Genomic DNA, 14056 nt, shown 5'->3' with positions numbered 1-14056 from the left:
AGATGAGTGATTACCTGAGCCAATACGCCGACGCCGGTCTTTACACCATGCAGGGCCGCCTGGGCGCGCCGGAGGCGGGGCGCTTCCAGTCCTTCCCGCGTCAGGGCTGGCGCCTGGAAATCGCTCGCGCCGCCGAGATCGGCCTGCGCGGTATCGAATGGATTTATGACCTATTCGGCGAAGGCGCCAACCCGCTGGAAACGGCCGAAGGGCGTGAGGAGCTCCGTGGCTTGCTCGCCCAGCACGGGGTCGCCGTGGTGTCGATCTGCGCCGACTATTTCATGGATCGTCCGCTGTTGCGTTGCAGTCAGGCCGAGAACGCCGAACTGCTCGAGCGCCTGCACTGGCTGCTGAGCATCTGCCCGGAAATGGGTGTGGGGCGCGTGGTATTGCCTTTCGTCGACGCTTCGCGCATCCGTGATGAGACTGAGCGCGATCAGGTGGTGGCTGATCTGCGCCAGGTGTTGCCGCAGGCCGAGCGCCATGGCGTTGAACTGCACCTGGAAACCGACTTGGCGCCGCAGGCGTTTCGTGAGCTGCTCGACCTGCTCGATCACCCGCTGGTCAAGGTCAACTACGATGCTGGCAACAGCGCCTCGCTGGGCTATCGCCCGGCGGATGAATTCGCTGCCTATGGCGCGCGCGTCGGCAGCGTGCACATCAAGGATCGCCGCCTGGGTGCCACGACCGTACCGTTGGGGCAGGGCGATACCGACTTTCCCAGCTTGCGCGAGCAACTGATCCAGTACGACTACCGCGGCGACTTCGTCCTGCAGGTCGCCCGTGGCGAGGCCGGTGACGAACCGCGCTGGCTCGCCAGCATGGCAGCGCTGGCGGCCGACTGGCTGCGCGGTACAGCCCTCAACGAGAGAAAGACATCGTGAAGATTCTGTTCTGTGGCCTGGGCGGCATTGGTCAGCGCCACTTGCGCAACCTGCGTCAACTGCTCGGTGATGAGCTGCAGGTGCATGCCTATCGTGTGCGTGGTCAGCGCATCAAGCTGCGCGACAACCTGACCGTCGACGAAGGCGCCGACCTCGAACGCGACTATGCCATCGTCGTGCATCACGACCTGGCCGGGGCGCTGGCCGAAAAGCCGGCTGCCGCCTTCATCTGTAACCCTAATTCGCTGCATGTTCCGGTGGCGCTCGAGTGCGTGCGAGCGGGGGTGCCGGTATTCATGGAAAAACCGCTGGCCAGCGATCTTGCCGGCATCGACCAGTTGCTGGCCGAGGTGGAGCAGCGCCGTCTGCCGTTCCATGTCGGCTACAACTTCCGCTTCCACCCCGGTTTACAGCGCCTCAAGGCGCTGCTCGAGAGCGGTTTCTTCGGTCGTCTGCTGAGCGTGCGTTCGGAGATCGGCGAGTACCTGCCTAACTGGCACCGCTATGAGGACTACCGGCAGATGTACGCTGCGCGCGCCGATCAGGGCGGCGGTGTGGTTCTGTCGCAGATTCACGAAATGGACCTGATCTACTGGTTCTTCGGCCTGCCGCGCAGCATCGTCACCCATGGCGGCCAGCTCAGCCACCTGGATATCGACGTCGAGGACACCGCCTCGTCACTGATGCGCTGTGACAACGCCATGGGCAGCTTCCCCATCCTGCTGCATCAGGATTACCTGCAGCGCCCGCCGGTGCGCTGCTTCAAGATCGTCGGCGACGCCGGCTACGCCGAGATCGACCTGCTGGCCAACCGCTTGCGGGTTTACGGCGCCGAGGGCGAGTTGAGCGAGGAAAACGACTTCCCCGGTTTCGTGCGCAACGATATGTTCTTGGCTCAGGCGCGGCATTTCCTCGAATGCGTGAACGGCTCGGCTACTCCGCAGGTGAGCCTGCACGATGGCCTGCAGAGCCTGCGCCTGGCGTTGGCTGCTTTGCGCTCGCTTAAGGAGGGCAGGGAAGTGGCGCTGAGCGAGGTGAACGTGCATGGCTAGCGTAGAAAGCCTGTTCCGTCTGGACGGTCGCGTGGCCGTCATTACGGGTGGTGCCGGCCTGCTGGGGTACCAGCATGCCGCGACCATCGCCGGGCTTGGCGGCATCCCGGTGCTGCTGGATATCAACGCCGAAGCCCTGGCCGCTAATGCCGCTAGGCTGGCCGAAGAAACTGGCTGCCAGGCTCCGAGCTACGTGGTCGACATCACCGAGCTGCAGGCACTTGAGACCGTTGGGCAGCAGCTCTTGGCCGAGTATGGGCGGGTGGACATCCTGATCAACAATGCCGCACGCAACCCCAAGGTGGAGAGTGCCGGCGATAAGGACTTCTCCCGTCTGGAGCACTTCCCCTGGGAGCAATGGCAACTCGACCTCAACGTCGGGCTGGGTGGTGCATTTAACTGCGCCAAGGTCTTCGGTGCGCAGATGGCGCGGCAGGGGCGTGGGGTGATCGTCAATATCGCCTCCGACCTGGGCGTCATCGCGCCGGATCAACGGCTGTACCGGGTGGATGGACGTGAGGCCGAGCAGCAGCCGGTCAAGCCGGTGACTTACTCGGTGGTCAAACATGGACTGATTGGTTTGACCAAGTACCTGGCCACCTACTGGTGCGAACAGGGCGTGCGTTGCAATGCGCTCTCGCCTGGTGGCGTCTACGCCGGGCAGAACGATGTGTTCGTCAGCAAACTGACGCAACTGATCCCGCTGGGCCGCATGGCCGAGGCCGACGAGTACCGGGGCGCCATCGCCTTCCTCTGCTCCGATGCGTCCACCTACATGAACGGCGCCAATCTGGTGATGGATGGAGGACGTAGCACATGGTGAGTTGCGAGTTGATCGCCCGGCATTGCATTTGCTGTGGTGGCAATCAGCTGCAGCGTTCGCCAGCGGTGTTGATGCCCTTCGTCGCGCACCGGGTTTTTGGTCACGAGCCCGTGGAGATAACCGAGGAGTGGGGCTTGCGCGATTTACGACCGGGCATGGCCTATACCCTATGCAACTCTTTACAGTGCCAGCATTGCGGAGTGTTGTTTCTCGATTATCGCTTTACCGATGAGCAAATGGCGGCTCTATACCATGGCTATCGGGACGAGGCGTATACCCGCCAACGTGATCATTACGAGCCGGGTTATGCCGTTATTGCCAGCCACTATCATCAACGTGAGGCTTACATCGGTGATGTTGAGTCATGGCTGGCTCCGCACTTGCCCGAGCGCCCAATCGTGCTTGACTGGGGCGGCGGTAGTGGGTCGAACACGCCCTTTCTTCAGCAGAGCAACGCGTTATATGTTCACGATATTTCTTCGGTAGAGCTCATGCCGGGTGTTGAACGGATAAGCGCTTCGCAACTCGCTGCAGGGTGTTACGACTTGGTCGTCTGCAGTCAGGTACTGGAGCACGTACCGTTTCCATTGGCCTTGATCAAGCAGATTCTTCCCGCGTTGGATGAACAGACACTGGTTTATCTGGAAGTGCCGTATGAAGCTCTCATGCGTGGGCATCCAGGTAGCCTGGGCCTTGCCGCTCTCAAACGTCATTGGCATGAACATATCAATTTCTTCACCCCACAGGCTTTGCATTGCCTGCTCGAGAGTGCGGAATTGGTACTGGTCGATAGCCATTTGCTGACGGTGGAGCTGGGGTGGCGGCAAAGCCAGGTGATCGGTGTACTGGCGAGGCGCGCCTGAAATGCAAGAGTTAGCCTTTTCACCTGATTCGGCACAGATCCGTGCTGATCTGCAAAACATTCCTGAAACTCTCGGTCTGCACGAGGCGTTAGACGGTAAACACTTGCTGCTCACCGGCGCCACCGGGTTCTTTGGGCGGTGGTTATTGGCTCTCCTGGCGCAGCTCAATGGGCAGGGGATGCGGGTCGATGTCTCAGCGTTGTCGCGCAATCCGTCGCGCTTTCTCGCACTACAGCCGTATTTTCGTGACTTACCTTGGCTGCACTGGGAGCAGGGGGACGTGCGTGACCTGCAGATACCCATGCAAAGAGCGCCGGATATGATCTTGCATGCCGCAGCTGATACTTCCGCTGCGGCGCATGCACGCCCCTTGGAACTTTTCGATAGCATCATCGGCGGGGCACGGAGGGTGCTTGAGCTGGGGGCGCAAAGTGGCGTGGATCGCATTCTACTCATTGGTTCAGGCGCCCAGTACGGTGTCATGTCTGCTTCTCAGCTAGTGGGCGAGGACTATTCGGGGGCTTGTGAAAGCTCATGCGTCAGTAGTGCCTATGGCGAGGCCAAGCGTGCCCAGGAAGTACTGGGAGCGATTTATGCAAAGGATCATGGACTTGATGTAGTCATGGCACGTTGTTTCGCATTTTCTGGTCCGGGGCTGCCGCTCGATGGGCACTTTGCAATCGGCAATTTTGTCCGCGATGCATTGTGTGCCGATGCAATCGTTCTGAAGTCTGCTGGGCAGGCCGTGCGTAGCTACCTGCATGGAGCCGACTTGGCTTGCTGGCTATTGGTTCTATTGCTGCGCGGCCAGTCAGGGCAGGTCTATAACGTGGGTTCCGACCAGGCCATCAGCATCGCTGACCTGGCAAGGCGTGTGGTGGCCAGAATCGCGCCAGACAAGTCGATAAAGATTCTGGGCAATGCTGACACTTGCGGACGATCGTTCTACGTGCCTGATGTCAGTCGAGCACGTGGTCTGGGATTAGACGTGTGGACGTCGTTGGATGCGTCCATAGACAGCATGGCTGCATGGGCTCGAGCCCATGGTTATGGTGAATCGACCGTAGATTGATAAGCCTTGCCGGATGGCAGGGATATGAAGAGGTAAGCGTAATGGAGTGGGCAGGCATAGCAGGCGGACGGTGTCCTGGGGCGCCTTGGCGGATTGGCGTCGCTGGTAGCTCAGTGGGTGATCCACAGCGGATATCCCTGCTCAACGAAAAAGACTGGCAGAGGCTCAGTGAGCTATTGCCTTGGTCGCAATTGCGCGAATACGGCGATGCCAATGGTTTGTTGTTCGAGCCTTTGCAGGCCGTTGATACACAGGGCTTCGACGCTTTGTTACAGGTCGTGCTCACTCGTGAATCTGAACCGAAAGTCTGTTTCGAGTCGCCGCTACGTCGTTACCTGTTGTTGCTGGATGCCGGACAGCGCTGTGAAGCAGTTTATGAGCACCACTTTGCACGCATCTTCATGCCGGGCTGCAACCCCCTCAGCGACGAGCGCCAGATTTGTCTGAACCCGTCTATTGAGATGGCTGAGCAGCCCGCGTCGCGTCCATTCGCTACCGAACAGGTAGCCGTTTATGGCCGAGAGGGCATAGATGATGTCAGCAAAGCGCATTTCGCCTATTGCGAGGGCGCTGAGCGCGTCTCGGGCTGGCTGTCCGATTGTTGGCTGGATTGTTTGCGTAATGGCATGGTGCCTGTGCACGTGGCGGACTGGCCGGTGCCTGTCTGGATCCCGGAAAACAGCTATGTGGACGGCAGGCGCTTTCCTGATCGCGATACGCTTGAGTTGTTTCTCGACACCATGGCGCCTGAGGATTATCGCGCGATGGTGGAGGCGATGCGGCACTTTTGGGCGAGTTCGGATAGCTATCCATACTCCATTGACGCCTGGATCAATGCTCTGACGGCGGCTGTTGCCGCTGATGCGATTCAGGTCAGGGGAGGCACTCCATTGATCAGTGTCATCATCCCTTCATACAACTATGGACGTTTCGTTGGGCAGACCGTCGCTTCGGTTTTGTCTCAGGGCGTCCAGTCTCTAGAGGTTCTGGTCCTGGATAACGCCTCCTCAGACGAGACATCCGAGGTGATGAAGTCTTTTGCGACTGATCCGCGAGTTCGCTTCATGCGCAACCGTCGGAATATTGGCCCGAGTCACAATGTACTCAATGGGATGCGTATTGCGACCGGGCAATTCATGACAGTACTCATGGCCGATGACATATTGCTCAGCGGTCATTTTCTTCGATTGTTGCCGTTGTTGCAGGAACACCCTGAGTCTGCGCTTGGCTACGCGCCTGTAAATTACATCGACGACCAGGCCGCACCATTGGCTTCGCCACGCCATCCGGGGCACCGGCTCACGGATTATGTGGGTGACCGAAACGAAGTCGCTGATTTATTGGTATACGACAACTACATCACGCCTTCTGCCACCATCATTAGGCGTCAGGCGTTGTTGTCAGGCTGGTCTTGGAATCCCAGGCTGAAGGGAGCCGGTGACTGGGATATGGCCGTACAGCTAGCGGAGCGTAACCCGGATTTCATATTCACTCATATTCCGGGTGTTGGGTATCGTGTCCACTCCGAACAACATTCCACGGAGTTTTATGCCTCCACCGCTCCACTCGAAGACCACATTCTCATTGTCGAGGGTGTATTCGAGCGCGGCGCCGAACGTCAGTTAAGCGGGCGAGAACTGGATGTCGCGGCGCATCTTCGCGGACGGCTTGGCCAGTACCCCAATGAAAAGCATTCGCCGTTGGGTGCGCGCGTGCAGTCTCTGTGTGTGCGGCTCGAAGCACTGGCCGCGCTTGGCGAGCGCGCTCTGTTCTCCATCATCCTCACCACCTACAACCGCCCCGATCTGCTCAAGGACGCCTTGGCCAGTGTCGGCAGCCAGACCCTGCGCGATTTTGAAGTCATCCTGATCAACGATAATGGGGAGCCGGTTGAGCACCTGCTGGCGGTCTACGACTTCCCCATCACCTATATCCGTCAGGGGCGCAATCAGGGCCTATCGGCCGCGCGTAACGCCGGTCTCAAACAGGCGCGCGGACGCTATGTCGTCTATCTCGACGACGACGATATATACCTGCCCAATCACCTGACCGTGCTGGCTGAGGCCTTTGAACAGCATCCGGGCAGCGTTATCTATACCGGCGTCGAGTACGTTAACGAAAAGCTAGAGAACGGCCAGCGCATCGAACTAGGCCGTGGCCAGCCGTTCAAGCACGAGGTGTTTGATCGCGACCGTCTGTTTACGCAGAACTACATCCCGGTCAATACCTGGGCGCACCCGCGCAGCATGCTAGGTGAAGTCGGCGAATTTGATACTGGGCTGGCTGCGTTCGAAGACTGGGACATGCTCCTTCGTCTGGCCACGCGCTACCCCTTTGTCCATGTGCCGGTTGTGACCAGTGAAGTACATACGCGTGAGCAGAGTACTAGTGACGATCACATGCTGGGCCGGGAGCGGAAGAACTTCCCGGCGCTTTATCAACTGCTATATCAGCGTTATCCCGGCTCTGGCAGTGAGGTATTGACGCATGAACGTGGGGATATGCTGCAGCGTCTGGGCGTATCGGTTGAAGTACGCCCCAAAATACCTACTCTGCAGCGTTGGCTGTCGGAGCGTATTCCGACCGAGACGGAAAATCGCCTGATTAATGAATACCTTCAGGATCAAAATGGCGGCCCGCTAATCGGCATCATCGTGCTTGATCTTGAAGGGCAATCGCCGCCTTTGATGCAAACCCTAAAGAGCCTGATCGGCGAGCGCTGCCTGTATGCCACTCTGAAGATCGTGGTACTGACCAGTAGCGCTGATGTACCGAAAACCTCTGCGGCGGATAAGTTGCACTTCGTTCGACTGAGCGATGAAACCCTGGCGTCTCAGATTAACCGCGTAGTGAATGAGAGCGATTTTGCCTGGTTCATGCTGGCCCACGCCGGCGATGAGTTCACCCCCAGTGGCCTGATGGTCGCCGGGCTCGAGCTGGCGGCAAACCCGGAGTGCCGTGCAATTTATGGTGACCAATTGCAGCGCTTGCCTGATGGCAGCCTGGGTGGCGCCTTTCTGCCAGGGTTCAACCTCGATCTACTGCTCAGTTTCCCGCTGGTCATGGCGCGTCATTGGCTGTATCGCCGAGATATGTTCCTCGCTGCCGGTGCCTTCGACGCCGAGTTTCCCGAGGCATTTGAGTTCGAGCTGTTGACCCGGCTCATCGAGCAGGAAGGGTTGGTTGGTCTCGGGCATGTCGATGAACCACTGCTGATCACGGATGCGCCTGCGCTGCAGGATAACCCGGATGAGCGGCGCGTTATTGAGCGTCATCTAGCTCAGCGTGGCTATCAGGCTCGGGTTGTTCCGGGGTTGCCTGCGCGTTATCGCATTGATTACGGCCATTCGAATACACCGCTGGTATCGATCATTATTGCGGTCGACACGTCCCTTGTCTGTCTACAGCGTTGCCTGGACAGTGTGCTCGAGAAAACCCGCTACGGGCATTACGAGATCCTGTTCGGCGCCCATCAAGCGATGGATGCGGATACTCAGGTGTGGCTGCAGGGTATTGCTGATCTGGCAGATGCCCGGCTCCGGGTTGTTGCAGCTGCGGATATTACCCAGGCCCAGCATCAGGCTGCCCTGGCAGCTCAAGGCGAGTACTTGCTGTTGTTGTCTGGTGAGGCGGTCGCGGTGAGTGACAGTTGGCTGGACGAGTTGCTCAATCATGCGCAGCGTCCTGAAGTCGGTGTCGTCGGCGGCAAACTGCTGAGCGGTGATGGGCGTATTGATCAAGCTGGCTTGCTGCTCGGGCTGCGCGGTCCTGCAGGTCGTGCTTTTGCCGGTGAGGCAATGGACAGCGCGGGTTACCTCCAGCGTCTGCAGGTCGATCAGAACTACAGCGCCGTCAGCGATGCCTGCCTGATGGTCCGCGCTGAGATCTATCATCAAGTCGGCGGGTTGGATACCACGCTGAGTGCCTACCGTGATGTCGATTTCTGCCTTCGGGTGCGTTCAGCGGGTTACCTGACCGTATGGGCTGCTCATGCGGTGTTAATGCATGACCATGTATACCAAGAGGCTGACGTGGCTGAGCAGGATGCTCTCTACGAGCGTCACCTGCCCGATATTGCACGTGATCCTGCTTACAACCGTAATCTGGCGCTAAGCGGGCGCGGTTTTGATTTAGAAGCTGACGCCGGTTTGACCTGGCGTCCACTAAGTTGGCGCCCACTGCCAGTGGTACTGGCGCATCCGGCGGACCCCTTTGGCTGCGGTAACTACCGTGTGATCAAACCGTTCTCGGCGCTTAAAGAGCACGGAATGGTTGATGGCATGATGTCTATTGGGCTGTTGCAGGTGCCGGATCTGGAACGTCTTGATCCTGACGTGATTGTGCTGCAACGACAAATAGGTGATGAGCGGCTGGATGCGATGCGGCGGATCAAAAAGTTCTCGCGCGCTTTCACCATTTATGAGTTGGACGATTACCTGCCCAACCTGCCACTCAAAAGCGTGCATCGTCCGCAGATGCCAAAAGACATACTTAAGTCGCTGCGCAAGGGGCTGAGCTTTGTTGACCGCTTCACGGTATCCACTGCGCCGTTGGCTGAGGCCTTTGCCGGCTTGCATGGGGACATTCGGGTGGTTGAGAACCGCTTGCCGGTGGATTGGTGGAGCGGGCTCTCATCCAAGCGGCAACGCGGCAGGAAACCTCGCGTTGGTTGGGCGGGTGGTGTCAGTCATACCGGTGATCTTGAACTGATCACTGACGTGGTCAAAGAGCTGGCAGGTGAAGTCGAATGGGTGTTTATGGGGATGTGCCCGGACCGAATTCGCCCTTATGTACAGGAGTTGCATGCCGGCGTTGCAATTGATCTGTACCCAGCCGCATTGGCCCGGCTGGATCTGGATCTGGCTTTGGCACCAGTCGAGCAGAACCTGTTCAACGAATGCAAAAGCAACCTGCGTCTTCTTGAGTACGGCGCGTGTGGTTTCCCGGTGGTTTGCAGTGACTTGGTGTGCTACCAGGGCGCATTGCCGGTAACTCGGGTGAAAAACCGTTTCAAGGATTGGGTCGACGCCATTCGTATGCACATCAGTGATCTGGAGGCGAGTGCCAGGATGGGCGATGAGCTACGTCGTCAGGTACAGGATGGCTGGATGCTGGATAGGGCAAATATTGAGGCTTGGAGAGCTTCATGGTTGCCCGATTGATGCCGACAACATGTTGTCGGTTTGTGTGATGCATTAATAAAGCTGTTTTGGTGTGTGAAAAAATTTGGTATTTGCCGTCGGGATGTCGGCAGATACCAAATTTTTCTCGGTGTTGCCACTTAAGTAATTGTTCTATCTGCGGAAAAAAAAATAGAACGAGTTGCTAAAGCTGTTCCTAAGGCCGCCGATATAAAGATCGAATGCGAACTTTATGGGGCGTCTGAGCAAAGCAGGCCCGAAGCTCGCAGGCTCAGACAAACTCAGTAGCACGGTCCTTTGGAGGCAAACACCATGGCCCTTACAGTCAACACAAACGTAGCGTCACTCAACACCCAGCGTAACCTCAACAGCTCATCCAAAGGCCTGGACACTTCGCTGCAGCGCCTGTCCACTGGCTTCCGCATCAACAGCGCCAAGGATGACGCCGCCGGCTTGCAGATTTCCAACCGTCTGACCAGCCAGATCAACGGTCTGAACGTTGCGACCCGTAACTCCAACGACGGCATCTCCCTGGCGCAAACCGCTGAAGGTGCACTGCAGCAGTCGACTGGCATTCTGCAACGTATTCGTGACTTGGCTCTGCAGTCGGCCAACGGTTCCAACGGTGCTACCGAACGTGCCGCTCTGCAAGGCGAAGTGTCGCAGTTGCAACAAGAACTGAACCGTATTTCTGAAACCACCAGCTTCGGTGGTCGCAAGATTCTTGATGGTTCTTTCGGTTCGCAAAGCTTCCAGGTGGGTGCAAACGCCTACGAAACAATCAGCGTTTCGATCGGTTCTGCAGCCACTGATCGTATCGGTATCAACCGCTTTACCACTGATGGTGCAGCCGCAGCTGCTACTGCGTCGGGTGCTGCGTTCAGCGCCACCTCGGGTAGTGCCTACGGTGATGCGTCCTTCAATATCAACTCCAAACTGTCCGACGGTGATGTAGCCATTGCTGGTACAGCCAGCGGCTCGGCGAGTGAAGTGGCTCGTGCCATCAACGCTAAGAGCGACGAAACCGGCGTAACTGCCAACGCTCGTACCGTTGCCACATTGGGTGGTATCACTGCTTCGGGTACTGTTTCCTTCGACCTGTCTGGCCTGACCAGTAAGTCGCTTGAAACTGACTCAGCTACTGTTTCTGCCGTTGTAAACGATCTGACCGACCTGTCTTCCCTGGCCGATGCGATCAACCGTGAAACCGGTAAAACGGGCATCTCGGCTGTTTCCAAAGGCAGCACCATCGAGCTGGTCAGCTCCCGTGGCGATGCGATCAGCATCAGCAACTACGCGGGTTCAGGCGGTGCGAGCCTGACGACTAAGAGTTTTGACGGTGAGACCGATGTAGGTACTGCAGCTACCATTGCTGTTGGTGGCGGCGCGCGGGCTGACGGTCAAGTTCAGCTTGAAGCAGCTGATGCCTTCAGTGTGAACGGTCTGAGTGGTGGTTTGGGCGCTGATGGTTTCAGTGAGCTGGATGCGGTCAACACCATCGACATCAGTACAGCGACGGGTGCTCAGGATGCGCTGGGTATCATCAACGGTGCGATCTCTAACATCGATAGCCAGCGTGCCCAGCTTGGTGCTGTTCAGAACCGTTTCGAGAACACCATCTCGAACCTGCAGAACATTTCTGAGAACTCCTCTGCAGCTCGCAGCCGGATTCGTGACACTGACTTCGCTGCTGAAACTTCGGAACTGACCAAAAATCAGATCCTGCAGCAGGCTGGTACTGCGATCTTGGCCCAGGCTAACCAGTTGCCACAGGCTGTGCTCAGCCTGCTCGGCTAAGGGTAAACGCGCTAGACTGCGGGGAGAAGGGCTTAGCTCTTCTCCCCGTTCCCTCATTCTGAGGAGAAAGTTATGGACATTAGTTCAATTCAGGTTTCGTCGGCATCCACCGCTGTTGCTTCTAAAGCAGAGCGTACGCCCAGTCCATCTGCCAAGGTTGGTGCCGATGGTGTTGAGCGTAAGCCTTCTGAAGACGCTACAACTGGAAGCGCTACACAGTTAGAGAGCGGCCCTGCGGCTTCTCGTGAAGAGGTTGAAGCGGCAGTTGCGACGATTCAGGACTTTGTCCAATCAGTTCGTCGCAGTCTCAATTTCTCCCTTGAAGAAGGTAGTGGGCGTGTCGTGGTTAAAGTGACCGATGCAGGGTCGGGTGATGTGATCCGGCAAATCCCTTCTGAAGAAGCGCTGCAGTTGGCAGAGAATCTTTCGGAGGTCCGTAGTTTGTTATTCAAAGCTGAGGCCTAGCCAACAAGGTTGGCACAGCTTTTGACTGTTAACGCTTATGTAGCGTGATTGCAGTCATTATTTTGGCGAGGTGAAGCATGGTCGGGATTACGGGCATTGGCTCAGGAATCAAAATCGACGAAATCGTCACAGCGTTGGTCAATGCCGAAAGAGCACCCAAGACCAACCAGCTGGACCGTCTCGAGAAAACCACCGTTGCACGCATCTCAGCCATGGGCTCGCTGACCAGCGCGCTCAATACCTTCAAAACTGCCGTCGACTCGCTGAATAAGCCTTCATTATTCGAGTCGCGAACGGCGAGTTCCTCCAATACCAGCGCTCTTAAAGTTACCGCATCTACTACCGCCCCTGCAGGCAATTACAACGTGCAGGTCAAGCAGTTGGCGACCAGCAGCAAGGTAGCGTTGCAGTCGGTCACGGGTGGTAATACCGCTACATTCAACAGCGGTTCACTGACTATTTCTACGGGCAGTTCTAGCTTCGGTGTCAACATTACCTCTGGCAATAACACCCTGGCGGGTATGCGCGATGCAATCAACGAGGCGGGTAAAAGCAGTGGTGTGAGTGCAACCATCATCACGGATGATTCGGGCTCGCGGCTGGTGCTGAACTCAACCAAAAGTGGTGCAGGCAATGATATTCAGGTCGTAGCCAGCGAAGACAATGTCACCACTGGAGCCAACGCGTTGACCTCTCAGGCGTTTGCTCCGACGGTCGACCCCGGCAATGCCGATGCCTTCCTTAAACCTAATTCCACTACGGGTGCTGGTGGTGTGATCACCAAGGCTCAGTCGGCCAAGATATCGATTGATGGTTTGGAGCTGGTGCGCAATACCAACCGCATTGAAGACGCTCTAGAAGGGGTGACGCTGGATCTGACTGCAGCGCAGAGCGCCACTGATTTAGCCGATGGTAAAACCATCAGTGTCACTGTTGGCGTCGATAAAGGCGCAGTGAAAAGCAACCTGCAAAAGTTTGTCGACGCTTATAACGCGTTGATCAGTACAACGTCGCAATTGACTGCTGTCGTTCCAGTCGATGGCGGTAAGCCGGTAACCGGCCCTCTGCTCGGTGATTCGTCCATACGAAATGTGTTGTCCAGCCTGCGTAACGAAATGGTCAATATCACCGGCGAAGGCGGTGTTAAAGCGCTTGGAGGTTTGGGCATTACCTCTGATTGGAAAACCGGTCAGCTCAAGATTGATGACACGACGTTAACCAAGCAGCTGGATAGTAATTTCGATCAAGTGGCCGGTTATCTTGCCGGTGACAATGGCCTGATGGGGCGTCTATCCAACTCTGTTGGCGCTTATGTGGGCGCTACAGGTGTACTTAAGCAACGTACTGATGCGTTGCAAGTCACCAAGCTTGGTGTCGATGAGCAGCGCAAAGCATTGGCTGTTCGAGTCGAGAGTCTGCAAACGCGTCTTTATGCCCAATACAACGCTATGGATTCCCTTGTAGGGCGTCTGCAGAAAACCAGCGAGAGCCTGGCCAACCAACTTGCCAGCCTGCCAGGCTTCGTTAAAAAGGATTAGTAATGAGCAAGAAACCGATCGACACCTATAAACAGGTCAATACCAGTCATGATGTTTCGCCCTATCGCACCGTTCAGTTGTTGCTTGAGGGGGCACTGCAGCGCGTGATGTTGGCTAAGCATGCGCAGGTTGAGGGCGATGCCGAGATTCGCGGTATGGCTGTTGGCAGCACCATCACTATCCTGGGTGTATTGCAGGCCAGCTTGGACAAAGAGCTGGGTGGTGAGATTGCCGAGAACTTGGATTCACTCTACGACTATATGACGCGTCGTTTGGCGGGCGTAGCAGTCGACAGTACGCCGCGTACGCTGGATGAGGTTCAGGCGCTGCTTGAGCAAATCAAGAGCGCATGGGACGCCATCGGTCCAGAGGTTGAGCCAGCTGTAGGAAACTGATTTCGTTGCTAAAGCTTTGTTCTGCA

General features: G+C 57.1%; 10 protein-coding genes. All 10 read left to right on the top strand.

Annotated elements, in window-relative coordinates; all coding sequences use genetic code 11:
* Positions 1-2: 2 nt before the first annotated feature.
* The 10 genes from HCI85_RS02235 to fliS all read left to right on the top strand — a co-directional run bounded on the left by HCI85_RS02235 (position 3) and on the right by fliS (position 14030).
* Positions 3-884 carry a sugar phosphate isomerase/epimerase family protein gene (locus HCI85_RS02235; RefSeq protein WP_167141543.1) on the top strand — a complete coding sequence of 294 codons (882 nt, stop codon included), beginning with the start codon at positions 3-5 and terminating at the stop codon, positions 882-884.
* Positions 881-1936 (top strand): Gfo/Idh/MocA family protein, encoded by a 1056-nt coding sequence (locus tag HCI85_RS02230; RefSeq protein WP_167141541.1) that lies wholly within the window; start codon positions 881-883, stop codon positions 1934-1936. The genes HCI85_RS02235 and HCI85_RS02230 overlap by 4 nt, the downstream gene beginning before the upstream one ends.
* A complete protein-coding gene (locus tag HCI85_RS02225; protein WP_167141539.1) occupies positions 1929-2759 on the top strand; it encodes an SDR family oxidoreductase in 831 nt (276 codons plus the stop codon). The genes HCI85_RS02230 and HCI85_RS02225 overlap by 8 nt, the downstream gene beginning before the upstream one ends.
* Positions 2753-3622, top strand: coding sequence for a class I SAM-dependent methyltransferase (locus HCI85_RS02220; protein ID WP_160085048.1), 870 nt, complete (start codon positions 2753-2755; stop codon positions 3620-3622). Before HCI85_RS02225 ends, HCI85_RS02220 begins: the two co-directional genes overlap by 7 nt.
* A gap of 1 nt (position 3623) precedes the next feature.
* On the top strand, positions 3624-4694 hold the full coding sequence (locus HCI85_RS02215) for an NAD-dependent epimerase/dehydratase family protein (RefSeq protein ID WP_160085047.1): 1071 nt from the start codon (positions 3624-3626) through the stop codon (positions 4692-4694).
* 113 nt (positions 4695-4807) lie between these two features.
* A complete protein-coding gene (locus HCI85_RS02210) occupies positions 4808-9856 on the top strand; it encodes a glycosyltransferase (protein ID WP_241693714.1) in 5049 nt (1682 codons plus the stop codon).
* A gap of 291 nt (positions 9857-10147) precedes the next feature.
* Positions 10148-11632, top strand: a complete 1485-nt coding sequence (locus HCI85_RS02205) for a flagellin (protein WP_160085045.1) — start codon at positions 10148-10150, stop codon at positions 11630-11632.
* Positions 11633-11704: 72 nt separating this feature from the next.
* The gene (locus HCI85_RS02200) at positions 11705-12097 is read left to right on the top strand and encodes a flagellar protein FlaG (protein ID WP_160085044.1); all 393 of its coding nucleotides are present in this window, start codon (positions 11705-11707) and stop codon (positions 12095-12097) included.
* 77 nt (positions 12098-12174) lie between these two features.
* Positions 12175-13635, top strand: a complete 1461-nt coding sequence (gene fliD, locus HCI85_RS02195) for a flagellar filament capping protein FliD (protein ID WP_160085043.1) — start codon at positions 12175-12177, stop codon at positions 13633-13635.
* 2 nt (positions 13636-13637) lie between these two features.
* The gene (gene fliS / locus HCI85_RS02190; protein ID WP_090248247.1) at positions 13638-14030 is read left to right on the top strand and encodes a flagellar export chaperone FliS; all 393 of its coding nucleotides are present in this window, start codon (positions 13638-13640) and stop codon (positions 14028-14030) included.
* Positions 14031-14056: the final 26 nt, after the last annotated feature.

Origin of the sequence: Pseudomonas sp. OTU750018 (genome assembly GCF_011636575.1) — a bacterium.
GTDB classification, from domain to species: domain Bacteria; phylum Pseudomonadota; class Gammaproteobacteria; order Pseudomonadales; family Pseudomonadaceae; genus Aquipseudomonas; species Aquipseudomonas peli.
Note: the sequence above shows the minus strand (reverse complement) of the source record. Positions and strands in the feature narration are given on the sequence as shown.